This is a genomic window from Nostoc sp. (genome assembly GCF_036917575.1).
GTDB lineage: Bacteria > Cyanobacteriota > Cyanobacteriia > Cyanobacteriales > Nostocaceae > Nostoc.
Map to the genome: position 1 here is coordinate 113,127 of NZ_JBALDC010000018.1, position 24,421 is coordinate 137,547.

A 24,421-nucleotide genomic window follows, 5' to 3' on the forward strand; every position below is an offset into this window, starting at 1 on the left:
GTCTTGAATATTTATCCTCTATGGTGGGTTATTCGAGATGTTGTCCTTTTTCCTACTTAACTTGCCTTTGCTGTCTCGAAGTCTCAAAAATGTCGAGCACTTTCGATAGACTAGTAGCTCGATAGCAAAAGTCCAGCAAGGATACGTATAGCAGTAGTATCTATAATGCGCTATTATATATCTCTTTGAAAGCGGCGGGGTAAAAAGCACTGATAAAATAATAGTCCTTCTGACTCACAAGTAAGTATTGGCTTAAAGATGACCCTACCTCAAAACCAACCCGCACTTTCTTAAAGCTTACTGCTATACCATATCCTTTGATTGTTAAGCCTCTATGAAATATTCACAAGAAACTAGGGAAGTTTCTGGCAAAGGATTGGTTGAAAACGCATATTTTTCAACCGCCATTATGCCTATTAAGCGTTCTCGGATAATCCGCAGGGTAACTTCCGGGTTGCTTGGCGATACCAGACACCATCAGGGTAAACCACCATTATGGGTCTAGAACAAGAAACACGCAAGCAGTTGACTTTTATTTTATAGACGCAAATAGAATTACTTTAGTGCAACTCATTAAATTTTAAATCTTTAAGTCGCTTTTTTAAGTAATTCCAGAATTCCAGACTAGCTCGTTTTGAGCAGCAATTGTCTGGTCAGCGCAAATAAAAATATGTCGCTGAATTTTTGCAAGTCCTAAACTTTCTACACAATTACTTAGGGTTTTATGTTCCAGAGACTTAGTAGTTTTGGAAATTTAATGCCTAGACTGAATCGCTGTCACTGTATTGTTACTCATCGAGCGGCTCCCTAATTACAGTTTTATAACAATTTGCAAGTTTTGCAAATAAAGTTGACTGAGGAGTGGGGAATAATTTTCATCCCTTCTTACTCCTCACTCCTTACTCTCTTCGTAACTTACAGAACAAAACCCGCAAGGTATAAATAATTAAGCATTTATACTTAAGTAAATATATGACCCTCTAGTTCGGGAACCCGTACTCAAAGAATTCTTGCCATTGGACGCTACTTTTCGGTAGATTAGCACTCAGGAGTTGAGAGTGCTAAACTGGAGAAAATAATTATGGCAGCTTTATCTTTAAGCGTTTCTACAGTTAAACCTTTAGGTGATCGCGTTTTCGTAAAAGTGAGCGCCTCTGAGGAAAAGACCGCAGGTGGTCTGTATTTGCCCGATACCGCCAAGGAAAAGCCCCAAGTAGGGGAAGTAGTCGCCCTTGGCCCTGGCAAGCGTAATGACGATGGAAACCGTCAAGAATTAGAAATTAAAGTCGGCGATAAGGTGCTGTACTCTAAGTACGCTGGCACTGACATCAAGCTCGGCACTGAAGAATATGTACTGCTTTCTGAAAAAGATATTTTAGCAGTTGTTATTTAGTGGTCATTAGTCATTGGTCATTAATCATTATTAGCCAATGACAAAGGACAAATGACAAAGGACAAATCACAAAGGACAACTAACATTAAATTATGGCAAAGCGCATTATCTACAACGAAAACGCCCGTCGCGCCTTGGAACGAGGCATTGACATCCTGGCTGAGGCTGTAGCTGTTACCCTTGGCCCCAAAGGTCGTAACGTAGTCCTAGAAAAGAAATTTGGCGCACCACAAATTGTCAATGACGGTGTAACGATCGCTAAAGAAATCGAACTAGAAGACCACATTGAAAATACTGGCGTAGCTCTGATTCGTCAAGCTGCTTCTAAGACCAATGATGCTGCGGGCGATGGCACAACAACTGCTACCGTTTTAGCTCATGCGATCGTCAAAGAAGGCTTACGGAACGTTGCAGCTGGTGCTAACGCAATTTCCCTCAAGCGTGGGATTGATAAAGCTACCAACTTCCTCGTAGATAAAATCAAAGAACACGCCCGTCCAGTGGAAGATTCCAAAGCCATTGCCCAAGTTGGTGCGATTTCGGCTGGTAATGACGAAGAAGTTGGTCAGATGATTGCCCAAGCAATGGACAAAGTAGGCAAGGAAGGCGTAATTTCCCTAGAAGAAGGGAAATCTATGTTCACCGAGTTGGAAATCACTGAAGGGATGCGCTTTGACAAAGGCTACATCTCTCCCTATTTCGCTACTGACGCTGAACGGATGGAAGCGGTTTTTGATGAACCTTTCCTACTGCTGACCGATAAGAAAATCGCTTTGGTACAAGACCTTGTACCAGTATTAGAGCAAGTAGCTCGTGCTGGTCGTCCTTTGGTGATTATTGCCGAAGATATTGAAAAAGAAGCTTTAGCAACCTTAGTAGTAAACCGTTTGCGCGGTGTACTCAACGTGGCTGCTGTTAAGGCTCCTGGCTTTGGCGATCGCCGCAAAGCACTACTAGAAGATATCGCCGTTTTAACTGGTGGTCAATTAGTTACCGAAGATGCTGGTCTGAAGCTAGATAACACCAAGCTTGATAGCCTGGGTAAAGCTCGCCGGATCACCATCACCAAGGACAGCACGACAATTGTTGCCGAAGGTAACGAAGTTGCTGTTAAGGCTCGTGTCGAACAGATTCGTCGTCAAATCGATGAAACCGAATCTTCTTACGACAAAGAGAAACTGCAAGAGCGTCTTGCTAAACTCTCTGGTGGTGTCGCTGTCGTGAAAGTGGGTGCAGCGACCGAAACCGAAATGAAAGACAAGAAGTTACGCCTAGAAGACGCTATCAACGCTACTAAAGCTGCTGTAGAAGAAGGTATCGTTCCTGGCGGTGGTACAACTCTGGCTCACCTTGCTCCCGACTTGGAAGTTTGGGCAAAGAGCAATCTTAAAGATGAAGAGTTGATTGGTGCGTTGATTGTCGTTCGCGCCTTACCTGCACCTCTAAAGCGGATTGCTGAAAACGCCGGTCAGAATGGTGCTGTGATCGCTGAACGCGTGAAAGAGAAAGAATTTAGTGTTGGCTACAACGCCGCGACAAACGAATTCGTCGATTTGTTAGCTGCTGGTATTGTTGACCCTGCCAAAGTGACTCGTTCTGCTCTGCAAAATGCTGCTTCGATCGCTGGTATGGTGTTGACAACCGAATGTATTATAGTTGACAAGCCTGAGCCTAAAGATAGCGCTCCTGCGGGTGCTGGTGCTGGTGGCGGCGACTTCGATTACTAATACTTTGTAGTTACATAATTTGTTAAAACGGCTGCTTCCCTTATGGAGGCGGTCGTTTTTTTTGTGTTAGCAGAAGAGGAAAAGGGTGAGTTACGACAACGCTTGTAAATATTTAGCTGAACAGTATCCAGCCGAGTTTGTGCGTTGGTTGCTTGGGATAGAGGTGCAACAAATTGAAGTCTTAAAAACGGAACTCACGCTTGAGCCAATTCGTGCCGATTCTGTGACATTTTTGCAGGCGGCTAACCAAATTTTGCACATTGAATTTCAAACTTTGGCGAAATCTAATCCGGCACTTAATTTCCGAATGCTCGATTATTCTGTGAGGTTGAAGCGTCAATATCGTTGTTCTGTAGTGCAAGTACTAATCTTTTTGCAGGAAACTACTAACGAAATGGCTTTTACTGAAGAATATCGGGACAAGACAACGATTCACCAATATCAGGTTGTTCGTCTTTGGGAGCAAGATTCAACACTGTTCTTAGTTAATCCGGCGCTGTTACCTTTAGCAAGTTTGACGCGAACAAACTCACCGCAAACTTTACTGGCACAAGTAGCTGAACAAATCGCTACAATTCCAGATAGGGAGGAGCGACAAAATATCGCGGGTTGTGTAGAAATTCTGGCTGGTTTGCGGTTTGAAAAGGATTTGGTTCAGCAATTTTTGCGGGAGGATATTATGAAAGAGTCTGTAATTTATCAAGATATTGTTCAAAAAGAAGCGTTTAAATTGATTAGTCGTCTACTTAAACGGCGTTTTGGTGCTATTGATGGCTCATTAATTGAGCAGGTTCGGAATTTATCTGCTGAACAGTTAGAGGAGTTGGGAGAAGATTTGCTTGATTTTTCTGAAGTTGCTGATTTGATAGCTTGGTTAGAGCAGCAGCAACAAGCTTAATTAAAATTAATAAAAACCTTCTCTATTACTAAGAGCGGTTAAGAAAATCTTCAGGTTCAATACTAGCTTGCTTTAAAATTGCACGTAATGTTCTTTCTGGCATATCGCCAGAATGATTGGGAATAGTAGTGTAACGGTTACTTTCAGGATTAAACCAGATTTCATGACTCCCTGCGGCTTGACGATGAAAAACGAAGCCAAAGGTTTTTAAGATTTTAATAATTTGTCTGTAGTTAAACCCAGCTAGCCGTCCCATGAATTGACTACCGACCTACAACTAAAGGATAGTTAAATTGTTCAGCTATTGGTTGCAAATAATCTAGTTCTTGATCCTGAGATTGTGCTTCTAATAACTTATACGCTACATCACGGGCAATTTCTATAGTTTCGGCAACAGTCCGTCCTTGAGCTACTAAACCTTGAAGCTCATCAGATGTTGCTAAATAAAGGCCTTCAGGTAATTTCTCAATGTGGATATTTAGCAATCTTTCCATTATTGTATGTAGATGTTACTATTTGGAACGGTTTAATTCTTATCGTATCGCTTTTCTGAACTACAGCGATGTCTACGACGGGCTATGCCTACGCACTTCAACTTTTACATCAAAATGCATGAGCCAAATTAATCCCAAAATAACCCCCTTACATACCTTAAACCCACTCAACCGATTTTCTGACAGAGCAGAAGATTATGTAAAATATCGACCAAGTTACCCTGCAGATGCAATTGATATTATTTTGGAAGAATTAGGTGAGAATTCACAACTCGTAGCAGCAGATATTGGTGCAGGTACAGGAATTGCTTCAAGATTATTAGCTGAACGGGGAATTAATGTCATCGCCATAGAACCAAATGCGGCGATGCGAGAAGCTGCCCAAGCACATCCTTTGATAGAATTTCGTGATGGAACAGCAGAATTTACGCAACTACCTGATAATTCAGTTGATTTAGTTACTTGTTTTCAAGCTTTTCACTGGTTCAATCCCGAACCAACTTTATTGGAATTTCACCGCATTTTAAAACCATCAGCACGCTTGGTTGTGGTATGGAATAATCGCGATCAAGAAGATGCCTTAACTACAGAATATAGCCAAATAGTCCGCGAAGCATCTAATAATCATCCAGCCGAATCTCGAATGCAGTCAGTAGAGCCACTGTTAGTAACTCCCTATTTTATTAACATTCAAGAATATATTTTTACTCATAGACAACAGTTGGATTTAACTGGACTTATTGGCAGAGCAATGAGTGTTTCTTACCTCCCACATGAAGGTTGGGCATACGAACAGCTTATTGATAGGTTTCAAGAATTATATCAGCGCTTTCGTGATGAAGATGGTTTTGTCTATATAATCTATCGCACTAGCGTACACCTTGGTGAAGCAATTTCAAAATAAAAATGGGAATCATAATAAGTAGGGTGCGTAAATTCACTCTCAATAAATATCAAGATTCACATGGTAAAACCAAAATATCAAGGTTATTGCGAATGCATTCCTACCAAATTAGTCAGAGAAAAGTTTGGAGATGTTAATGTTTATTATCAAAATACTAAATCGCTCTTAACAAAAGCTACTGGATTTATTGGTAATTATGATTTTACTCTAAATCCTTATAGGGGATGTCAATACGGTTGTAGTTATTGCTATGCTGCTGCATTTAGTCCTAATACTCAAATGCGTCAAGATTGGGGTAAATGGGTAATTTTTAAAGAAAATTCAGCTGAGATTTTAGCGAAAGAATTAAAAAAATGGTACAAAAAATATCCCCAGACTCCTCCTAGTATATACATGAGTAGCGTTACTGATCCTTATCAACCACTTGAATCTAAACATCAATTGACTCGTCGGTTATTGGAGGTAATGCTAGATGTGGGAATTGACGGTTATCCAACTCCAACTTTGGTGATTCAAACTCGTAGCCCAATTATTATTAGAGATATTGATTATTTACAGCGATTTAAGCGATTGCGAATTAATATGAGCATTCCGACTGGGAGTGAATTAGTAAGAAAGGATTTTGAACCGCGATCGCCAAGTATTAAAGCTAGATTAAATGCTATCACTAAAATTAAACAAAGTATTGATTATTTCAAAGGTTTTCTTCCTAAAATTTCTATCACCATCACTCCCCTACTTCCTACTTTAGCAACTGATGAAGCTGCTTTTATTGAAAAATTAGCCATCGCCGATAGAATTGTAATTCAAACTTTTCATGCTAGGGATAATCGTTCTCTCATAGCATCAACTCGCCAAGAAGCTGAAGAAATTAAGCAAAAATACGCTTGGTGGTATGAAGATGAAAAATTAAACTATATGAAATTTAAGGAAAAGCTAGTTTCTCAGCTTTCAGGTGTAGAAATTATGGAAGGCAAAGAGGGATTTGGTTATGAATAATCTTATTGTAAATTGGTGGCGAAGTCAGCAGTTTAAATTAGCTTTAAAACGCGGAGATATTCGACGTGCAGTGCAACTATTGCAAGAGATTCAAAAGTCAGGTGCAAGATTCTCATGGTTAGAAAAATTATTTAGGGATAAACTTCAACTTGAACGTTCTTCCCAAAAAGACAATCGACAAACAGAAACTTTAAGTAAAGAACTAATAGAAGTATCTCAGCAAAAATCTAATCTTATCTTAATGCCAGATGATGAGTTTGTTAAATATATCTATAAAAACTTTAATTTAATACACCACGATGAGTATAAATTGCAATCTACTGGGATTGATGAGCGGATATTTGACGATTTTGAATCAAGTTTAGTTGAATATCTCAGAGAAGAATTCAGTAAGATACCTGACAAACAATTATTTATTAAACTAGAAGATGCTCTTGAAGATATTAATAATTTAAAAAATGGACAAGATCCAGACTATCGTTTTAGTCTAACTCCTCATGTCTACTTTATGAAGTATTTTTTAGAAAATGTATATTGCATATATTTAGCTTGGTTTCTCATTTACCAGGCTGCTTTCCTACCAAGTAAGGTTAACATTCTTGATATTGCAGCGGGCCCAGGAACAGTTGCTTATGGTTTAGCTTTATTTCTCCAAAGTAGTAGCGGTTTTTTTCATATCCCGCAAATGCACATATCTTACTACTCTTTAGAAAAACAAGATGCTTTCCAGTTTCGCGGACTTCAGTTTTGGCGACGATATATAGAGTCGCGGCTAAACTCAGTAAATGCTTACTTCCGCTTTGTTACTGCTGATATTTTTACTTGGAAAACTCAATCGAATAATTTACCCAAAGATTTTTTCGACTTTATCGTAATTTCGCACTGCTTCTTTATAGATAAAACCAAGAGGATTGAAGCTAATAATACTTACAAGCAAATATTTGCCACAAGCTTAAAAAATTCAGGTTATATTCTGATAATTATACAAGATAAGAAACTATTCAAAATTTCCGATGTTCACCAAGTTGAAAATCAAGAACAAGAAAAAAACATAGTGGACAAATTTCTGGCAGAACTGGGATTAGAGTTAGTTTGGTATAAATATCTAACCTCTACAGGTTCAAGAACACCTTTGTCTGGTGTTGAATTTGGTAAGTTTGCTGGAGAAAAGTTACCAAAACAACTATATATGAGTCCACTCTTACAGCAGTATTTTGCTCATAAGTATAAGTTACATTATACATTAGATGATTATGTAATCTTGGCGATAAATAATGAGAAATTGCAGGTAAAGTAGCAGAGAATGTATTAAATAAATATCAGGTATGTGAACTTTAATCTTGAATTTATAAATGACCTGCAATCCGCAAGTAGCAGAAGGTTGGCATGGCAAACTTAATTTAGTTTATGCCGATCGCCAGGATAAAACCCAATTAATTTACAACCACCAACAAGCGCCTCTGAAGGTACAACGCCCATTTTATCCAGAAGGGGAAATTTGTCATAGCGTAATTTTACACACGGCTGGGGGAATGGTGGGAGGCGATCGCTTATCCTCTAACATCCACCTTCAACCCCAAGCCCAAGCCTTAATCACTACAGCTGCTGCAAGCAAGATATACCGCAGCAATGGCTTACAAGCTAGACAAACCATCCAGATGCAAGTTGATCCTGGTGCTTGTTTAGAATGGTTGCCGCAAGAGACAATTTTATTTAACGACGCGATTTATCGGCAAGATTTACGGGTAGAATTAGCAACCGGGGCTAGTTGGTTAGGCTGGGAAATTACCCGATTTGGTCGCAGTGCTAGAGGAGAAAAATTCTTACAAGGGGAATGGCGATCGCACACTGAAATATGGCAGCAAGGTATTCCTTTGTGGATTGATCGGCAATGGTTACGGGGTAGTGAGGAAACTTTTCATAGTCCCCACGGCTTGGCTGGAAAACCAATTGTAGGTAGTCTAGTTTGGGTTAGTAGTGCAGTTTCCGCAGAAATTGTGGAAAAAACGCGAAATTTATGGCATGGAGAAGGAGAAGCAGGTGTTACCAGATTACAACATGGATTATTGTGTCGATATCGCGGTGTTTCTACATCTGAGGTGAGAAACTGGTTTATTGATGTTTGGCAGTTGCTTCGAGTTTCTTTTTTGAATCGTGGTAATTGTATACCAAGAGTGTGGCAGGTTTGAACGAACCACAGAGGAGAAAGTACGAATGCAACTTACGCCGCAGGAAAAAGATAAGTTATTAATTTTTACAGCTGCTTTATTAGCAGAAAGACGTAAAGGAAGAGGTTTAAAACTGAATTATCCCGAAGCGATCGCTTATATTTCTGCTGCTATTTTAGAAGGTGCAAGAGATGGGCAAACTGTAGCTGAATTAATGAGTTATGGTACAACTCTCTTAACGCGAGATGATGTCATGGAAGGGATACCAGAAATGGTGCATGAAGTGCAGGTAGAAGCAACTTTTCCTGATGGCACAAAGTTAGTAACAGTACATAATCCAATTCGTTAGTTTGGAAATTTTAAATTTATTATGATTCCTGGAGAAATTATCACACCAGCAGGTGAAATTGAACTAAATGTTGGTCGTCCAACTATAAAATTGCGAGTTTCAAATACAGGCGATCGCCCCATACAAGTCGGTTCTCACTATCACTTTTATGAAGTCAACACAGCCTTAAACTTTGACAGAGAACAAGCGCGAGGAATGCGCCTTGATATGCCAGCCGGAACCGCAGTTCGCTTTGAACCAGGTGATGAAAAAGAAATAACTCTAATCCCCCTTGTTGGTACTCGCCAAGTTTACGGCTTCAACGCCAAAATTAACGGAAACTTGCCACTAATCTAAAATACACTCAGATATGAATTGAGGATTTTATTATATGTTAATAGCAGAACAGCAACGCATCAGCCGTGATTTTAAAACTATATTGAAATCAATGGTGTGTCTTTTTAGAGAACCAACTAATCTAAACTATATTTACAATCTGGAAGATGAGTTGCGTTCCACTCCAGCGAGTTTATTAGCTGTTGAGTGGTTAAAAACTAAACCGGAAGTATCACTGTTAATTCAAGAACGTTATATTGCACCATATCCTAATATCGAAGTATTGCTGCACTATCCTGAAGATTCATTAGGATATGCCTATGCATCTTATATTAAGAAATCTGGTTTTGATCCCGCTTTTTATCGTCAAATTCAAGTAGAAGACGATGTCAGTTATGTGCTATTACGCAGCCGTCAAACTCATGATATTTGGCATGTAGTTACAGGTTTTAAAACTGATGGACTAGGAGAACTAGGTCTTAAAGCTTTTGAATTAGCCCAAACTCGGAGAAATTTAGCTGTTTTCTTAGTAGGAGGCGGGTTATTATCCATCCTCGTAAAATCTCCAGATGTTCTCCCTGATTTATTAGAACAGATAGCTGTCGGCTACACAATGGGTTTAAAAGCAAAACCATTATTAGGGCAAAAGTGGGAAGAACATTGGGATAAACCTTTATTAGAATGGAGAACTGAATTAGGAATTGATCCAGATATTTTAAATTAATAGGAATGAAATAATGAGTTACAGAATGGATCGCCGCGCCTACGCTGAAACTTATGGCCCCACAGTAGGCGATCGCATCCGACTTGCAGACACAGAATTATTTATTGAAGTTGAACAAGATTTCACCAACTACGGCGATGAAGTAAAATTCGGCGGCGGTAAAGTCATTAGAGACGGAATGGGACAATCCCCCATTTCTAACGCTGATGGTGCTGTAGATTTAGTAATTACTAATGCTTTAATTCTCGATTGGTGGGGTATTGTCAAAGCAGATATCGGCATTAAAGATGGCAAAATTTTCAAAATTGGTAAAGCCGGAAATCCTTATATTCAAAATAATGTAGATATCATTATTGGCCCTGGAACTGAAGCTTTAGCTGGTGAAGGAATGATTCTCACTGCTGGCGGTATCGATGCCCATATTCATTTTATTTGCCCGCAACAAATTGAAGTGGCGATCGCTTCCGGTATTACCACTATGATCGGCGGTGGTACTGGCCCAGCTACGGGTACAAATGCCACTACCTGCACCCCCGGGCCTTGGAATATTTACCGAATGCTGCAAGCTGCTGATGCTTTTCCCGTCAACTTAGGATTTTTGGGTAAAGGTAACGCCAGTCAACCCCAAGGACTTGTAGAACAAGTAGCCGCCGGTGCAATGGGGTTAAAGCTGCATGAAGATTGGGGAACCACACCCGCAGCAATTGATACTTGCCTGAGCGTTGCCGATGCTTGTGATGTGCAAGTAGCGATTCATACTGATACCCTGAATGAAGCCGGATTTGTTGAAGATACGATCGCAGCTTTTAAGAATCGTACCATCCATACCTACCACACTGAAGGCGCAGGCGGAGGACACGCACCAGATATTATCAAAGTTTGCAGCCAAGCCAATGTTCTGCCATCTTCCACCAATCCCACACGTCCTTACACCCTCAACACCTTAGACGAACACCTGGATATGTTGATGGTATGCCATCACCTCGATCCTGCAATCGCTGAAGATGTCGCTTTTGCCGAGTCTCGTATTCGTCGGGAAACCATTGCTGCTGAAGACATTTTGCACGACTTAGGCGCATTTAGTATGATTTCTTCCGATTCCCAGGCTATGGGACGAGTAGGCGAAGTGATAATTCGCACCTGGCAGACATCTCACAAAATGAAGGTACAACGAGGAACTCTGAACCCACAAGGAACTGAGGAAAAAGCAGACAATTTTAGAGCAAAAAGATATGTTGCTAAGTATACGATTAACCCAGCGATCGCTCACGGAATTGCTCAATATGTGGGTTCAGTGGAAGAGGGAAAATTAGCAGATTTATGTTTGTGGCGTCCGGCATTTTTTGGCGTGAAACCAGAGATAGTAATTAAAGGCGGAATGATTGCATGGTCGCAAATGGGCGATGCTAACGCCAGTATTCCTACACCACAACCAGTGTATATGCGACCGATGTTTGGTAGTTTTGCAGGGGCGCGTCATGCCACATCATTAACTTTTGTTTCCCAAGCAGCTTTAGAGAAAGAAATTCCCAGCCAGCTAGGTTTACAAAAGACAGCAGTTGCAGTTTCTGGGACACGCCAATTGAGTAAGCAGGATATGAAGCTGAATGATGCACTACCCCACATTGAAGTAGATCCAGAAACATACCAAGTCAGGGCAGATGGTGAGTTGCTAATTTGTGAACCTGCGACAGTTTTGCCAATGGCACAGAGGTACTTTTTGTTTTAATTTATGTGCTAAAAATGCTTCATAAAAGAGCGATCGCTATTCCTTCCACAGCAGAATTTCAGCAAGTTTTAGATAATCTCACGTCTGGAGAATGAGCGATCGCTTATTTTGGAGTTCTGATAAATTTCTTCGTTATTTAACTTGTTCAAATTTCAACAGACCGTCGCTACCTTTCACTACTTTTACAAGAACAGGTTGTAGTTGGCGATCGCCTTTTTTATTAAAATGCAGTGCATACCCTGAAGTTTCGTTTGCTGGAACATTAAATTTTGGAGATTTGAGGTTTTCTAAAACCGTTTGATGTGTGGGATTGTTAGACAGAGATATAGCTTTAATAAAAGCTTTAGTCGCATCATAAGCTGTAGCTGTGCGCCAGCTAATCTGTCCTCCCCACATTCCCTTAGCTTCCTCTGCAAATTTTTTTGAGTTTTGATCTTCTGCAAACCAATCTACACATATAACCAAACCTTCAAAAGCTTCTGATTTCAAAGTGTATTGATGATTGTACAAAGCATTTCCTCCTAATAGAGGCAATTTTTGGCTACCCTGAGCGCGGGCAATTGCAAGTGCCACTGAAGTTAACTTTGTATCCGGAAATAGAACAACTGCATCTGCATTTTTTTCCTTAATGTTTGAAATTTCGGTAGATGTATCCAGTAAAGCATCAGCCAAATTATGAGTATCTATAATTTCCCTATTCTTATCTTTAAATAATTCTTCAAAATCTTCCTTTACGCTATTACTATAAATATCATTAGGATTGTAGAAAACCACTACTTTTTTATAGCCATGATTGATAGTATAATTTGCTAACTTCTCAGCATCTACTTTAGTAGAAAGTACTGTTCTAAAAAATACTCTGTTATTTATTGAGGTACTTGTACTCCCAGGAGATATCATTGCTATATCAGCGCTTTCATATTTAGATAGTGCTGCCGCACTACTTTGACTAGTATAGTGTCCAATAACTCCTAAAATATTTTTGTTTTTAATTAGCTCTTCAGCAACTTTTTGAGATTGAGTTTTATCGTTGCCATCATTGGCAACTACTATATTTAAAAATCGCTTATTCACTCCACCTAAACTGTTAAAATTATCTTGTGCCTGTGCAACTCCTCGCAATAGTTCTTTAGAAATATCTGCTTCTTTATTAGTATCTGGTAAAACCACTGCCAGAGTGAGTGGATTACCTTTTTGATATGCTTTGGCATTGTTGTGATAAATTCGTAATTCTGGATCGTAAGGAAAGGCTTGTCTAGCTTTTTGAAAAAAGTCAACAACTTGATTTTGGGTATAATTCTTGTTTTGAAAGGCTTCAAAAGCCTGAGCAAGACTTGGATTTTCACTTCTAACAAATAAAGTAAACTTCCCTTCGCTAATCAAAAATGGCGATCCTGGTTGTGGCTGTTTTGGTTGTTCCGTTATTGACGGTGTTGGGACTGGCGGATTGTTAGTAACTGAAACTTTTTCTGAGAATTTCCAGTATGACAATCCAAGTACTGAAATTAGTATTACTGGAGCAAGCCCTAAGACAAGGCGCTGCTGCTTTCGCGTTGCTAATTCTTGGCTAGCATATAAAAATTGATAATCTTCGACAAGCAACTGTTTATGTTCTGCCCATGCTTGAGCTTGTCGTAATTTCTGCCCCTGCAAGAGATCAGATTTATTCTGACGATTAGACTCTAGCCATGCTGCTAATTCCTTTGCATAAGGTCTCAAATTTGCTAACGCCTGATTAACCCAGTTGTTATCAAAAACAAACTCATAAATGCGGTTATAAACTTTTAACTTGCCATTTTGCTTTACTACCAATCCTGACAAGCGCAATTCTATTTGCCCTGGACTGTTATCTTCTTCTATTTCTCCTTTTCGTAAAATTTGTTCATATAATTCAAGCAATAGATCCGCAGGCTGCTTATTGCTGAAAATTCGATCACGTATTGTCCTTAAATGCTCTGGATCATCCTGTGATTGCCAATTTTGGATAATCCGCGATCGCACTAATTCTTCTATAGACAATCTTTGTTTATCATCTAGAATAAATTGACAAAGCTTTTGGGTAAGAAAAGGTTGCCCACCAGTCCATTCCAAAACCTCTTGTAGCTTTGCTTGGGGATTACTGACTTTACCTACTAATCCCTCAGCTAAAGGCTCGGCTTCAACTAGATCAAAACCTTTGAGTTCAATTGCTTGACCAATATTAAAAGGTGTACGCTGTTTATCTTGAATCAAATCAGAGGGAGTTGCTACTCCTAAAAGACAAAATGTCAGGCGTTTGTATTCTGGTTTATCAGCACGTTGGTTATAACAGGCTCGAATCAATGCGAAAAAATCCTCAGTTGAAAAATTCAGGCTGAGAACGCTATCGATTTCATCAACAAAAATGACAATTTTTTTAGGAATAGCAGCTAGCATCTCTTCTTCAAGAAACTTGCCCAATCGCCGCAATGGAGGCAGTAATCTTTGCATGCTCCACCAACTTTCTAAATCAAAATTATCGTTTAGTTTTAGACTCTTAACCAGGCTGTCAATTACACCTGCATACCATTGATCGGGGGTGACATCCTGAGTGCCGATCGCAGTAATATCAATCTCAGCACAAGCAATTCCTTCTTGCTGCAACCTTTGCATGGTTCTTACCCGCAAACTCGATTTACCCATTTGCCGCGAATTCAGGACATAACAGAATTCCCCCGCCTTCAACTTTTTGTATAAGTCGTCATCTGCCTGCCGGGTAACGTAGGTAGGAGAATCTGAAGGTAAAGTACCCCCAACTTGGTATTCGTAGTTTGGGTTAAGCGATGGATTCATGAGTTATGTCCAATGCAGTTGCACACTCATCATTCTCCGTCTCCTCTGTCTACTTGCAAATAGGTACTGGGGCAAATTTCGGGGAAATTTGAAATCATCACTATACACCTAAGCGATCGCGAAAATACAGGCGATACAAATCACACAAGGGCAGAACATCATTGCCTGTGTATTTTACAAGTCTCATATTGCGTAACTTAGATGCTTTATCAGCGTCTATTCTAACTGGGCTATTGGTAATAACTACTTGCTTCATGGCTTGTTTTAGTTCTGGGTTATCCTGCAAAATTGATAACTGAACAAGCAAATGGTCGCTGTATAAGCCTTCTTGGGTAGGAGCAATTTTCAATAGTTCTTTCAACGTTAGTTCACGTCGCGCAATTTTATACAGTGCCTCTTTCACCAGCCAAGGATGCCCACCAACCATCACCATTAGTTGGGCAACTTGCTCTCCATTCCAACAGAGTTGGAGGCGCTGTGCTAAATTCTGCACCTGTGGCTGATTTAATTCTGGTATTTCAATGCCTTTCCCCACATTGAGCGGTGATTTATTCCTATCTATAGGAATGTTATCTTCTTTGGAGTAGGCAATCACCAACCGTAACTTTTGCCAAATAGGCTTAGTTGTGGCTTTCTCATGCCAAGCTCGTAGTAATGGAAGAAAGTTACGAGCTATGTGATAGGAGAATATGACATCAACGTTATCTAATCCCAAAACTAACGAACTATTGATTGTTGGCAATAAATATTCTTCACAGTAGTTTGTACAGTCTATGTTGGCACTGGCTGTACTTTTCCACTTCTCAGCAAGTTTATCTGGTAGATTTAATTCTCTGGCTATACTGGCACAGAACCATTGCAAGAAAGGCTTTAGAGTGTTGAATATTTCTTTTTCTGGCTCTTGAAAGTCTACTCGTACTGTTTGATAGCCTTGCTGAGTTCCATAATCCAAAATTTGTTTCATTAAGTAGGTTTTGCCCCATTGCAAAGGAGCCTTTATCCGAATTAATGCCCCTGGCTTTTTCACTTCTTTGTAACAATCAGCATAAAAAGCTTGATCGAAAAACGGAAATTCCAGCTCTGAGGTTAGTTCTCGATGCAGCAAACTTGACAATTCAGCCCAATTTTCTTGAACTGTGGTTAATGGTAGAGCTAATCCCCCTTGGGTATTGTCGTAAGCGGCGATCATCCCAACTACTGCTTGCAATTGAATATCAAACACAGGGGAACCACTATAGCCACCGATGATCTGTTGTGCATCTGCCATTACCCGCAACCGTAACATTGATAAGTTACCAAAACCTGAATGGCGGTTAGCATCAGTGATATAACCCTCAATCGTTCCGCCTTCTGGGAAGTCTGGACGCCCATAGCCAATTGAGCGAAATTGATTTCCTGGCGCAAAAGTTAGCGATAAGGGTACACCTTGACCTTGATAATCGGATAACTGCAATATGGCAAAATCATCGCGGGTGCGATCGCCTAAATAAACCAACTCAACCCCTCGCCCATTGACTCGCACTTCTTCCCAACCTCCTGCCGACTCAACTACATGAGCACAGGTGAGTAAATGTCCATTAGGTGAGATAAAAAAGCCCGTGCCTTGGATACAACATTGTGGAGTAGCGATCGCCACGGTACAAGCTTTAACTAATTCCCAATTCATGAAAATTTATTACTTGTTTTCTTCTAGTGCCAGTTTCCAAGTTATTTTCACCTTCAGTGATGCCTGCCCAGTGGATTCGACCACATAAACCGAGCCTTTGGCAGTAAAATTTACCCCAAACTCAACTTCTCCGCTTACAGGTTGCGATTCTTGCTGCAAGGTACGAAACGCTTATGTAATTGGGCGACACCCGCGAACAATCAAATCCTTAACTGCATCGAAGTTAGCCTCTACTTTTTCTATAGGTAACTCACCAGTGGGCGATACACGACCTACTGATGCATCTGGTAGCTCAACTGCTACCAAAATCGTGCCGCCATCCTCTGTATTCAGTTCTAGAAGCTTACGAGCCATAATTTAATTCACTTGTGGCTATATCTGAAAAAGGTAAGTAAAGTAGTTTTTGAAATAGATTTATATAAATTTCTAGGTAAACAATTTTTTTTGGAGAAAGTATATCTAAGGGTAATATCTAAAAAAACTATACCAATAAACCAGCTTCTAAAAAAATTTCCTTTTACCCCATACCTTGCATCTATATGACTTCACAATCTTCTCGCTCTGACAAAATTCTGGTTGTCGATGACTCTCCTGATAACGTGTTTTTGATCAAAACTATTTTGGAGGAAGAAGGTTACACCATTAGCACCGCAGAAAATGGGATTTCCGCCTTGGCAGAATTGAAAGCATCCCCTTGCGACTTAGTTCTACTGGATTTGATGATGCCAGATATGGATGGGTACGAAGTTACCAAGCACATTCGTGGAGAGATGAAATTGCCGCAATATATCCCCATATTGCTGATAACTGCCCACGATGCGCCCAACGTTGCCCACGGATTAGATTTGGGTGCTGATGATTTTATCCGCAAACCTGTAACAGTAGATGAATTGCTGGCACGAGTGCGATCGCTCCTGCGTTTGAAGCATAGTATGGATGAACGTGATGAAATAGCCCGTCAGCGAGAAGATTTTGTCTCCCGCCTCACTCACGACTTACGCACTCCCTTGGTAGCCGCCGATCGGATGTTAATGCTATTTCAGCAAGGTGCATTGGGAACATTATCAACGCAAATGCAGGAAGTAATAGTCATCATGGCCCGTAGCAATATCAACCTGCTTTCTATGGTGAATACTTTATTAGAAGTTTATCGTTTTGAAGCGGGTCGCAAAAGTTTAGCGTTTCAACCAGTTAATCTGGGTCAATTACTAGATGAAGTGACTGGAGAATTGTCACCCTTAGCTCAAGATAAAACACTCTCCCTAAATTTTGACGTTACTGAAGAGTCAATTACAAACACAGTGATGGGCGATCGCTTGGAACTGCATCGTCTATTTACCAATCTCATCGGCAATGCGATCAAATTTACCGAAGCTGGATCTATTACTATTCGTCTTACTTCTCAATCCCAGTTCGACAAAAGTAATCAATCTCAGTTCTTTGAAAAATCCAATTCTATTGACTACATTAGAATTGAGATTGCGGATACTGGCCCAGGTATCCCCCCTGAAGAACAAGCCACCATCTTTGAACGATTTCGCCAAGGCAGTCATAAGAGTTCTGGTAGTGGTTTAGGATTGTATCTTGCTCGTCGAATTGTCGAAGCACATCAAGGCATTATTCTGCTTAATTCTGAGTTGGGCAAAGGTAGTGTATTTATTGTGCTTCTACCCACTAAAACACGAGAAAGTTATTAATTATAAATTAGGAGTTGTAGAGTTTTTTTATCTTGGCAATTTATGATTTATAACCTTACTACTATCTGCCGATAATTTAAAGTAAAAAAATTCATTAGAAAATCAAGCGCTAAGAATTAACGAATCAAATATGCTGAGATAAAAGCATTAGCTGGAAATACTTTTTTATAGGACAAAAAATGATTACCACTGAATTATCTAAAATTGGCAATATTATCCAGACTCAGCGAGAGTTTTTTCAAACAGGCAAAACTAAAGATGTAACTTTTCGCATTGAACAACTGAAAAATCTTAAGCAAGCAATCATTGAGCACGAACAGCCAATTGTCGAGGCATTAGAAGCGGATTTACATAAACCAGAAGTAGAAACTTACCTTACAGAAATCAGCGTAATTAAGGATATTGATTACGCGATTAAACATCTTCAAAACTGGACTAAACCCCAAAAAGCACCAGTTTCCTGGGATTTTTTTTCATACTCAGCGAAAATTTATCCAGAACCATTAGGGGTTGTCTTAATTATTGGGCCTTGGAACTATCCATTTAACTTAATTATCTCACCGTTAATAGGTGCGATCGCAGCTGGTAATTGCGCAATTATCAAACCTTCAGAAATTGCTTCTCATACGTCTGATGTCATTGCTAAGATTATTGCCAAACATTTTGATCCTGCTTATCTTGCAGTGATTGAAGGAGGTGTGGAAGCAAGTCAAAAATTACTAGCAGAAAAATTTGACCATATCTTTTTTACTGGTGGTACAGCCGTCGGCAAAATCATCATGGCAGCAGCAGCAAAATATCTCACACCAGTGACTTTAGAATTGGGTGGTAAAAGTCCTTGCATTGTAGATACTGACATTAATCTTGAACACACTGTTAGACGAATTGCTTGGGGCAAATTTATTAATGCTGGACAAACTTGTATCGCCCCCGACTATCTTTTAGTTAATAAAACAATCAAGAAAGATTTAATAGATGGGCTGGAAAAATCCTTAAAAGAATTTTATGGTGAGAATCCTGTAAACAGTCCTGATTATGCCCGGATTATCAGTCAAAAACACTTTGATAGATTGGTGAGTTTTCTCAAGGACGGTGAAGTTATCATCGGTGGCGAAAATCAACCTTCAGAGCGTTATATCGCCCCAACACTGATTGATAATGTCTCGCTAGAAGATTCTGTAATGCAGGAAGAAATCTTCGGGCCCATTTTACCGATGATTGAATACACTGACATTGCAGAAGCGATCGCCTTGATTAACTCTAGGCCTAAACCCTTGGCATTATACTTATTTTCTCAAGACAAAAACCTGCAAAAGCGAGTTTTGCAAGAAACTTCCTCTGGTGGAGTTTGTATTAACGACACAGTTATGCAGGTTGGTGTCTCGTCTTTACCATTTGGTGGAGTGGGAGATAGCGGTATCGGCAACTATCATGGCAAAGCTAGCTTTGACACCTTTTCCCATAAAAAAAGTGTATTGCAAAACTCCTTCTGGCTCGATTTAAAATGGCGATACGCTCCATATCAGGGCAAATTGCCACTCATAAAAAAACTTTTGGGTTAAAAAAGTTAGGAGTTATGAGTTTTTAACTATAAATTCCTAACTCCTAACTTCTAACTCTTAAGTATTAATTATTAAAACCCAAAAGCATTGCTGTAACGCTCTTCAGCCCAAGGTTCACCACGGCGATGGTAGCCATTGCGTTCCCAAAAACCAAGTTCTTCAGCAGTTAAAAATTCCAATCCATTAATCCACTTAGCACTTTTCCAAGCGTAGAGGTGGGGTACAACTAGACGCATCGGCCCACCGTGTTCGGATGGAAGCTCTTCACCAAAGACTTTAAAAGCAAAGAAGTTTTCTTCGCGCAGAAAATCTTCTACAGAAATATTGGTGGTGTAGCCGCCATAGCAGTGTTCCATAATGTGGGCTACTTTCGGGTCTAATTCAATCAGATTCATAAAATCTGTAACTTTAATGCCAGTCCATTTGACATCAAGTTTAGACCAGCGCGTTACACAGTGGAAGTCAGCTGTAAATTCGTGTTGAGGTAATGCCATAAAATCTGACCAACTAAAGGTAGCAGATTTTGCTAAACCCCAAACTCGAAACTCCCATTCCTCAGTGCTGACTTGGGGAGTTTCACCGTAAGTTAATACCGGGAAACCTTTAGCTAAATGTTGCCCAGGAGGGACGCGATCGCTTTCTTCTTTGCCTGGTTTATGAAAAAATTTTCCTATCATAGTTAGAGAAAAATAAGTTTTCTCAAGATGTTTATCGAAACAGAATTCAGGAGTCAGGAGCCAGAATTCAGCATGAATTATGTGCGACTGGTGAATGAATAGATGGGTTTAAGACTCCCTCCAAATCTACGATTTGGAGGTCAACAAGACAGTCATGGGTCTGAATCCCTGACTGATTGATTCTGATTTCTGAATTCTGACTTCTGAATTCTTCAAAAGCTTTTTTTACTGATTTGCAAACAGTATCAGATGTTTTACTCTTTATATAAACTCTTGAATGATAGGTAATGGGTAATGGATATTTCCAATTACTCACTACCAATTTTTTTTGAGCTAATGAGCTTATGTAGAGTGTGTATGATTCATAATGCAATCAGGAAAGCTTAGAAAAAGCATTTATCTAGCGATCAGAAGTTTGATTATTGAGTTTGGCAATCAAATCTATCGGTGCTGTTTGTGCTTTTCCTGACTAATAAATTATGATTCTTCTTCCTCTTCTTCAGCAGCAGGATAAACAAATGTAGAACGTCCAGTTAAAATTGACTTGCCCAGAGATAGGGCTTTCTGAGCTTCAACGACGGCTTTATGCCTCCAGGTAGCTCGACGTTTATCTCGTTTTGATTTGGAAGTTTTCTTCTTAGGAACAGCCATGTCAGCAGATATCGCGATTTTTGACAACCTTCTTATTCTAGGCCATCCACTGACGCCAAAGACAACAGTTAAGTCAGGAATAAATAAGTTGGGTTAAGACTGACGCAAGGACGTGAGTCCCCCAAGGTTCCGAGCCAAGAAAGCTTTAGCTCGGATTACTCCACGTGTCTAGCTCAAACTGTCATTTTGGCGTTGACACAGCGCTAGCTGCTGGAACTTGATTAGAGTTATTTTCAAAGAAAAGTAAAGATCGTGCAGTTTTGAAGTAAGTAGCCCAACTTTGAGCATCGGGACGCGATCGCCATTCAGGACGACTGACATCTAATGTCAGGACTGGTGCGATCGCACCATAATTTTGTACGGATACAATGATGGAAACATCTGTCACCAAGATATCTTGGTCAAAACTCCTTTGAGCAGCTGCCCTAGCGACCGCTTCCGCCCTTCTGAGAACGGTTTCATAGTTTTCTTCCGGCAAGCGGTCAATAGCTAGATCGACTCTAGCGGTGTAAGCTCGCACAACCTGCGGTGCGATCGCTTCCATCAAAAACCACGCAGGAACAGTAGATATGAGCAAAACTACTAACGGAATTATCCGGATTCTTCTGGCAATTTGGCTAATAACTGAAAAGGGAGCGAGCGATGATGGTAGGTGAGCAGAAATTTTGCTCATGACCTTCTATCTCCTTAGTAATGATCTGTTATTGAAATTAGGTAAAAGTATTTTCCTGCTAATTAAAGTAATAAAAATTACATTTTAACTTAAGATTCAATCAGAATCACCTAGATTATAAGACATAGGTTAGCTTTGTTTTTTTAGCAAAGCCAACCGCAATTTTAAGACCAGCAAACAACAATAACTGACAAAGAGCGGGATGGCAAATTACTGGGCGATCGCGATTGGTATCAATCAATATCAGTTATTTCAACCTTTAAGTTGTGCCCAAGCAGATGCTGAGGCACTAGAAGATTTTTTAGTGACAGAGGCAGGTTTTCTCCCCAAGCACTGTTTAGTGATGACAGATACTTCGCCGCCGATTGGGGATAAATCGACTTACCCGACGAAGGAGAATATTTTGCTGCTACTTGAAGATTTGGCAGCAACAAGTTGGCAACCGGAAGACTATCTGTGGTTATTCTTTAGCGGTTATGGAGTCAATTACAAGGGCAAAGATTACTTAATGCCAGCAGAGGGCAACCCCGAACTCGTGCAAGAGACTGGCATAGAATTGCGATCGCTAATGCAAAGTCTGCAACTTGCCAATCTGAATGTATTGCTACTACTTGATATCAACCGCGCTTTTGGCACTCAAGCTGATGCTCCCGTTGGTGAAGAAACAATAGAACTAGCCCAAGAGCTACAGCTGGCGACAATTCTTTCTTGCCAACCAGAGCAATTTTCCCATGAAAGTAGCGAATTAGGTCACGGATTTTTTACAGCAGCTTTGTTAGAAGCTTTACGTTCTGGTAATGGCAGCAACTTGGCAGATTTAGAAAGCTATCTGAGCCTGATTGTACCAAAGTTATGTCACCACCACTGGCGTCCTATCCAAAACCCTGCCACTATCATCCCATCAAGGCAGCAGGTAATCTTGCCAAAATTGGCAATGGAAAGTGATTTTCAGCTAGAACCAATGATTTATCCAGAAGAATCTTTTGCTGTTGCCCTGGCAGCTCCTCCCCTTGACGATTCCTCTAAAACTTCAGCAGATCGGGGAAAAGCTAGTGTGAACTCCTCCCAACAGGTGAAGGGTAAAAAAGCCCAGGAATCAGGTGGCAGCTTAGTTTCCCAGCCAATGCCAGAAACTTCCTTGGGAGTGAATACCAGAGGAAGATTTATCCCCAATTCCTCTAAAGGTTATGTCTCGCGATTGCCAGCGAATCAGCCAAGCATCCCTTATTGGAAACAGTTTATCTTATGGGGCGGAGGCAGCTTGCTGGTAGCAGGTTTAATCGCCGTAGTTTTTCTCCGTAATCAAGAAACTTTTAGAATTAAGCAAATATCAAGCACATCACCTAATGCTACTGTTAGTGATCGCCAGGTTGTCGAGAATTTACCAAGCGATGTCTCCGACGGGCTACGCCTACGCACTCCAGCAGTTAGACTCAACAACCAATCTAGCGCTCAAATAGCCTCTAGTTCCCAGTCAAAAAACCGAAATCAAGCAGTATTAGACCTGGCAAAAATGTCGCTCAGACAAACTCAGGCTAGCGATTTGAGCATGGCGATCGCTACAGCCCGGAAAATTCAATCGGGTGAACCACTGTACGAACAAGCTCAAGAGAATATTAATATTTGGAGCCAGATGATTTTAGATTTAGCAGAGGGTCGTGCTAAACAAAAACAGTATGCCAGCGCTATTGCTGCTGCTCGATTAATCACCAAAGATGAAGCCCCCTACGCCAAAGCCCAAGCAGCAATTAACCTGTGGCGGTTAGAGGGTAAACAGTATGTGAGTAATAAAACTCTTTTAGATGCAGCTAATGCTTTAATTAAGCCTGAACAGGCATCTACTTACAATCGGGCAATTGAAGTTGCCAAGAAAGTACCATCTGGTCAACCAGGCTTCGATACTGCCCAAAAATCGATTAATAACTGGAGTGAGAAAATTTTAGACTTGGCAAAGCATCGCGCCACCGAAGGAGAACGTAATGCCGCAATTGCGACTGCTGCTTTAGTACCAGAGGAGACAGGCGCTTACGAAGATGCTCAAGATGCCATCCAAAAATGGCAAAAGAAATAGTAAAAAAATAGTAAAAAAACAGTTAGGAGTTAGGAGTTAGGAGTTATATTTTAAATTCAGCAATCATTACTCCTTACTCCTCACTTTTGTCTGAGCCTACAGCACTCAGCAATACTGTGACACATCTTCGCCACATTCGTCGGCTAAATAGCACAGCGCTCGGAAACGCAAACCAACCACTTCTTCATATAAGGGGTTGAGCTTGCACATGGGTGGAATGTGAAACAAGGTTTTCCCAAATAGTTTGACATTGCGCTCAAAGGGACACTGAGACGGAATCAGTTTGCACAAGCGGTGAGCTAGTTGGCGATCGCGGACTTGAATGTTTTCTACTCGTTGCCGTAGGGGTTGGAGAATATCCCAGTGAGGCTTGGAAGCAGAATGGTTTAGCTGGGTTGCTTTATGGTCAGTAGTCTCTGCTTGATTGATTGATACCCAGCTAGCCAGAAAAATCTTTTTTGTGGTATTGTCGAATACCTTCATGGTTAACCCTCTGTATTATTGAGGCTATTCACCTTTTTGATGAATATATACAACGTGGCAACGAACTTTCCCGGAAAAATCGCGTTCTGACTGCGATATAATGTAATACCTGATTAGCCACTTAAGTCAGAACCTACTTTATTATTACGTCAAGTTAATCGCAAATTTCTGGGGATCGGTAGTGTAATATTACGATCTTGTTCATAACTTGATATAGTTTAGATTTTAATAAAGACATCCATCATTGGATAGGTTTTAGTGTAACATTTACAGAACTTAATATAAGGTCTTTCCGAAAGTATTTTTGCTAAGTATAAACATCAATAATATTCTTGAAGGCATTTTCCCTCTCTGTGTTCCCACTTTCTCACATAGGTGTGTCCTGTTTATTGCTGGCTGAATGCTGGTAGTGATTATTGATCGAGTAGAA

Annotated in this window: 25 protein-coding genes; 15 read left to right on the forward strand and 10 right to left on the reverse strand. The window is 40.3% G+C overall.

Annotation, left to right across the window (positions count from 1 at the left end; all coding sequences use genetic code 11):
• Positions 1–334 precede the first annotated feature (334 nt).
• The 4 genes from V7K79_RS04560 to V7K79_RS04575 all read left to right on the forward strand — a co-directional run bounded on the left by V7K79_RS04560 (position 335) and on the right by V7K79_RS04575 (position 4,018).
• The gene (locus V7K79_RS04560) at positions 335–505 is read left to right on the forward strand and encodes a hypothetical protein (protein ID WP_335045096.1); all 171 of its coding nucleotides are present in this window, start codon (positions 335–337) and stop codon (positions 503–505) included.
• Positions 506–1,081: 576 nt separating this feature from the next.
• The gene (gene groES / locus V7K79_RS04565; protein WP_094348596.1) at positions 1,082–1,393 is read left to right on the forward strand and encodes a co-chaperone GroES; all 312 of its coding nucleotides are present in this window, start codon (positions 1,082–1,084) and stop codon (positions 1,391–1,393) included.
• A 92-nt stretch (positions 1,394–1,485) separates the two neighbouring features.
• Entirely contained in the window at positions 1,486–3,120 is a 1,635-nt protein-coding gene (gene groL / locus V7K79_RS04570; protein WP_335045098.1) for a chaperonin GroEL, read from the forward strand.
• An 85-nt stretch (positions 3,121–3,205) separates the two neighbouring features.
• Positions 3,206–4,018: a DUF4351 domain-containing protein gene (locus V7K79_RS04575; protein WP_335045100.1), complete on the forward strand. Its 813-nt coding sequence runs from the start codon at positions 3,206–3,208 to the stop codon at positions 4,016–4,018.
• Between the two features lie 28 nt (positions 4,019–4,046).
• Here V7K79_RS04575 and V7K79_RS04580 read toward each other — a convergent pair whose 3' ends face one another.
• Together V7K79_RS04580 and V7K79_RS04585 are read right to left on the reverse strand one after the other, a co-directional pair.
• Entirely contained in the window at positions 4,047–4,274 is a 228-nt protein-coding gene (locus V7K79_RS04580; RefSeq protein WP_335045102.1) for a type II toxin-antitoxin system HicA family toxin, read from the reverse strand.
• Positions 4,275–4,281: 7 nt separating this feature from the next.
• Positions 4,282–4,512: a type II toxin-antitoxin system HicB family antitoxin gene (locus V7K79_RS04585; RefSeq protein WP_335045105.1), complete on the reverse strand. Its 231-nt coding sequence runs from the start codon at positions 4,510–4,512 to the stop codon at positions 4,282–4,284.
• Positions 4,513–4,630: 118 nt separating this feature from the next.
• Here V7K79_RS04585 and V7K79_RS04590 point away from each other — a divergent pair, with 118 nt between their 5' ends.
• Genes V7K79_RS04590 through ureC form a run of 8 tightly spaced genes read left to right on the forward strand, consistent with a single transcriptional unit; the run spans position 4,631 to position 11,700 of the window.
• Complete coding sequence (locus tag V7K79_RS04590; RefSeq protein ID WP_335045221.1) at positions 4,631–5,416, forward strand: methyltransferase domain-containing protein; 786 nt, start codon at positions 4,631–4,633, stop codon at positions 5,414–5,416.
• Between the two features lie 60 nt (positions 5,417–5,476).
• Positions 5,477–6,415, forward strand: a complete 939-nt coding sequence (locus V7K79_RS04595) for an SPL family radical SAM protein (protein ID WP_335045106.1) — start codon at positions 5,477–5,479, stop codon at positions 6,413–6,415.
• Positions 6,408–7,712 carry a photosystem II assembly protein gene (locus V7K79_RS04600; RefSeq protein ID WP_335045108.1) on the forward strand — a complete coding sequence of 435 codons (1,305 nt, stop codon included), beginning with the start codon at positions 6,408–6,410 and terminating at the stop codon, positions 7,710–7,712. Before V7K79_RS04595 ends, V7K79_RS04600 begins: the two co-directional genes overlap by 8 nt.
• 55 nt (positions 7,713–7,767) lie before the next feature.
• Positions 7,768–8,604 carry an urease accessory protein UreD gene (locus V7K79_RS04605; RefSeq protein ID WP_335045110.1) on the forward strand — a complete coding sequence of 279 codons (837 nt, stop codon included), beginning with the start codon at positions 7,768–7,770 and terminating at the stop codon, positions 8,602–8,604.
• 25 nt (positions 8,605–8,629) lie between these two features.
• A complete protein-coding gene (gene ureA, locus V7K79_RS04610) occupies positions 8,630–8,932 on the forward strand; it encodes an urease subunit gamma (protein WP_190736634.1) in 303 nt (100 codons plus the stop codon).
• A 21-nt stretch (positions 8,933–8,953) separates the two neighbouring features.
• On the forward strand, positions 8,954–9,268 hold the full coding sequence (locus V7K79_RS04615; RefSeq protein WP_335045112.1) for an urease subunit beta: 315 nt from the start codon (positions 8,954–8,956) through the stop codon (positions 9,266–9,268).
• Between the two features lie 34 nt (positions 9,269–9,302).
• Positions 9,303–9,971, forward strand: a complete 669-nt coding sequence (locus V7K79_RS04620; protein WP_335045114.1) for a Coq4 family protein — start codon at positions 9,303–9,305, stop codon at positions 9,969–9,971.
• 25 nt (positions 9,972–9,996) lie between these two features.
• Complete coding sequence (gene ureC, locus V7K79_RS04625) at positions 9,997–11,700, forward strand: urease subunit alpha (protein WP_335045223.1); 1,704 nt, start codon at positions 9,997–9,999, stop codon at positions 11,698–11,700.
• Between the two features lie 132 nt (positions 11,701–11,832).
• On the opposite strand, the gene V7K79_RS04630 is transcribed toward ureC, so the two are convergent.
• From V7K79_RS04630 to V7K79_RS04640, 4 genes are all read right to left on the reverse strand, one after another.
• The gene (locus tag V7K79_RS04630; RefSeq protein ID WP_335045116.1) at positions 11,833–14,511 is read right to left on the reverse strand and encodes an ABC transporter substrate-binding protein; all 2,679 of its coding nucleotides are present in this window, start codon (positions 14,509–14,511) and stop codon (positions 11,833–11,835) included.
• Between the two features lie 100 nt (positions 14,512–14,611).
• Complete coding sequence (locus V7K79_RS04635; protein WP_335045118.1) at positions 14,612–16,177, reverse strand: AAA-like domain-containing protein; 1,566 nt, start codon at positions 16,175–16,177, stop codon at positions 14,612–14,614.
• A 9-nt stretch (positions 16,178–16,186) separates the two neighbouring features.
• A complete protein-coding gene (locus V7K79_RS29925) occupies positions 16,187–16,336 on the reverse strand; it encodes a CU044_2847 family protein (RefSeq protein WP_442938887.1) in 150 nt (49 codons plus the stop codon).
• A gap of 12 nt (positions 16,337–16,348) precedes the next feature.
• A complete protein-coding gene (locus V7K79_RS04640) occupies positions 16,349–16,531 on the reverse strand; it encodes a hypothetical protein (protein WP_335045121.1) in 183 nt (60 codons plus the stop codon).
• A 185-nt stretch (positions 16,532–16,716) separates the two neighbouring features.
• On the opposite strand from V7K79_RS04640, the gene V7K79_RS04645 reads away from it, so the two are divergent.
• Positions 16,717–17,874 carry a hybrid sensor histidine kinase/response regulator gene (locus V7K79_RS04645; RefSeq protein WP_335045124.1) on the forward strand — a complete coding sequence of 386 codons (1,158 nt, stop codon included), beginning with the start codon at positions 16,717–16,719 and terminating at the stop codon, positions 17,872–17,874.
• Positions 17,875–18,053: 179 nt separating this feature from the next.
• Positions 18,054–19,436 (forward strand): aldehyde dehydrogenase, encoded by a 1,383-nt coding sequence (locus V7K79_RS04650; protein WP_335045127.1) that lies wholly within the window; start codon positions 18,054–18,056, stop codon positions 19,434–19,436.
• Positions 19,437–19,507: 71 nt separating this feature from the next.
• On the opposite strand, the gene V7K79_RS04655 is transcribed toward V7K79_RS04650, so the two are convergent.
• The 3 genes from V7K79_RS04655 to V7K79_RS04665 form a co-directional block, all read right to left on the reverse strand.
• Positions 19,508–20,113, reverse strand: coding sequence for a sulfite oxidase-like oxidoreductase (locus tag V7K79_RS04655; protein ID WP_335045129.1), 606 nt, complete (start codon positions 20,111–20,113; stop codon positions 19,508–19,510).
• A 477-nt stretch (positions 20,114–20,590) separates the two neighbouring features.
• Positions 20,591–20,764: a 50S ribosomal protein L32 gene (gene rpmF, locus V7K79_RS04660; RefSeq protein ID WP_094328804.1), complete on the reverse strand. Its 174-nt coding sequence runs from the start codon at positions 20,762–20,764 to the stop codon at positions 20,591–20,593.
• A 181-nt stretch (positions 20,765–20,945) separates the two neighbouring features.
• Positions 20,946–21,437: a hypothetical protein gene (locus V7K79_RS04665; RefSeq protein ID WP_335045132.1), complete on the reverse strand. Its 492-nt coding sequence runs from the start codon at positions 21,435–21,437 to the stop codon at positions 20,946–20,948.
• Positions 21,438–21,639: 202 nt separating this feature from the next.
• Between V7K79_RS04665 and V7K79_RS04670 the strand changes: the two genes are divergently transcribed.
• Positions 21,640–23,508: a caspase family protein gene (locus tag V7K79_RS04670; RefSeq protein WP_335045135.1), complete on the forward strand. Its 1,869-nt coding sequence runs from the start codon at positions 21,640–21,642 to the stop codon at positions 23,506–23,508.
• A 105-nt stretch (positions 23,509–23,613) separates the two neighbouring features.
• On the opposite strand, the gene V7K79_RS04675 is transcribed toward V7K79_RS04670, so the two are convergent.
• Entirely contained in the window at positions 23,614–23,991 is a 378-nt protein-coding gene (locus V7K79_RS04675) for a Mo-dependent nitrogenase C-terminal domain-containing protein (RefSeq protein WP_335045138.1), read from the reverse strand.
• Positions 23,992–24,421: the final 430 nt, after the last annotated feature.

Coding starts and splice junctions, on each gene's coding strand:
- V7K79_RS04580 (WP_335045102.1), bottom strand. CDS start 4,274: ATGGGACGGCTAGCTGGGTTTAACTACAGACAAATTATTAAAATCTTA.
- V7K79_RS04585 (WP_335045105.1), bottom strand. CDS start 4,512: ATGGAAAGATTGCTAAATATCCACATTGAGAAATTACCTGAAGGCCTT.
- V7K79_RS04665 (WP_335045132.1), bottom strand. CDS start 21,437: ATGAGCAAAATTTCTGCTCACCTACCATCATCGCTCGCTCCCTTTTCA.
- V7K79_RS04655 (WP_335045129.1), bottom strand. CDS start 20,113: ATGATAGGAAAATTTTTTCATAAACCAGGCAAAGAAGAAAGCGATCGC.
- V7K79_RS04560 (WP_335045096.1), top strand. CDS start 335: ATGAAATATTCACAAGAAACTAGGGAAGTTTCTGGCAAAGGATTGGTT.
- V7K79_RS04640 (WP_335045121.1), bottom strand. CDS start 16,531: ATGGCTCGTAAGCTTCTAGAACTGAATACAGAGGATGGCGGCACGATT.
- V7K79_RS04645 (WP_335045124.1), top strand. CDS start 16,717: ATGACTTCACAATCTTCTCGCTCTGACAAAATTCTGGTTGTCGATGAC.
- groES (WP_094348596.1), top strand. CDS start 1,082: ATGGCAGCTTTATCTTTAAGCGTTTCTACAGTTAAACCTTTAGGTGAT.
- V7K79_RS04635 (WP_335045118.1), bottom strand. CDS start 16,177: ATGAATTGGGAATTAGTTAAAGCTTGTACCGTGGCGATCGCTACTCCA.
- groL (WP_335045098.1), top strand. CDS start 1,486: ATGGCAAAGCGCATTATCTACAACGAAAACGCCCGTCGCGCCTTGGAA.
- V7K79_RS04675 (WP_335045138.1), bottom strand. CDS start 23,991: ATGAAGGTATTCGACAATACCACAAAAAAGATTTTTCTGGCTAGCTGG.
- V7K79_RS04630 (WP_335045116.1), bottom strand. CDS start 14,511: ATGAATCCATCGCTTAACCCAAACTACGAATACCAAGTTGGGGGTACT.
- V7K79_RS04590 (WP_335045221.1), top strand. CDS start 4,631: ATGAGCCAAATTAATCCCAAAATAACCCCCTTACATACCTTAAACCCA.
- V7K79_RS04600 (WP_335045108.1), top strand. CDS start 6,408: ATGAATAATCTTATTGTAAATTGGTGGCGAAGTCAGCAGTTTAAATTA.
- V7K79_RS04650 (WP_335045127.1), top strand. CDS start 18,054: ATGATTACCACTGAATTATCTAAAATTGGCAATATTATCCAGACTCAG.
- ureA (WP_190736634.1), top strand. CDS start 8,630: ATGCAACTTACGCCGCAGGAAAAAGATAAGTTATTAATTTTTACAGCT.
- V7K79_RS04605 (WP_335045110.1), top strand. CDS start 7,768: ATGACCTGCAATCCGCAAGTAGCAGAAGGTTGGCATGGCAAACTTAAT.
- V7K79_RS04615 (WP_335045112.1), top strand. CDS start 8,954: ATGATTCCTGGAGAAATTATCACACCAGCAGGTGAAATTGAACTAAAT.
- rpmF (WP_094328804.1), bottom strand. CDS start 20,764: ATGGCTGTTCCTAAGAAGAAAACTTCCAAATCAAAACGAGATAAACGT.
- V7K79_RS04620 (WP_335045114.1), top strand. CDS start 9,303: ATGTTAATAGCAGAACAGCAACGCATCAGCCGTGATTTTAAAACTATA.
- V7K79_RS04595 (WP_335045106.1), top strand. CDS start 5,477: ATGGTAAAACCAAAATATCAAGGTTATTGCGAATGCATTCCTACCAAA.
- V7K79_RS04670 (WP_335045135.1), top strand. CDS start 21,640: ATGGCAAATTACTGGGCGATCGCGATTGGTATCAATCAATATCAGTTA.
- ureC (WP_335045223.1), top strand. CDS start 9,997: ATGGATCGCCGCGCCTACGCTGAAACTTATGGCCCCACAGTAGGCGAT.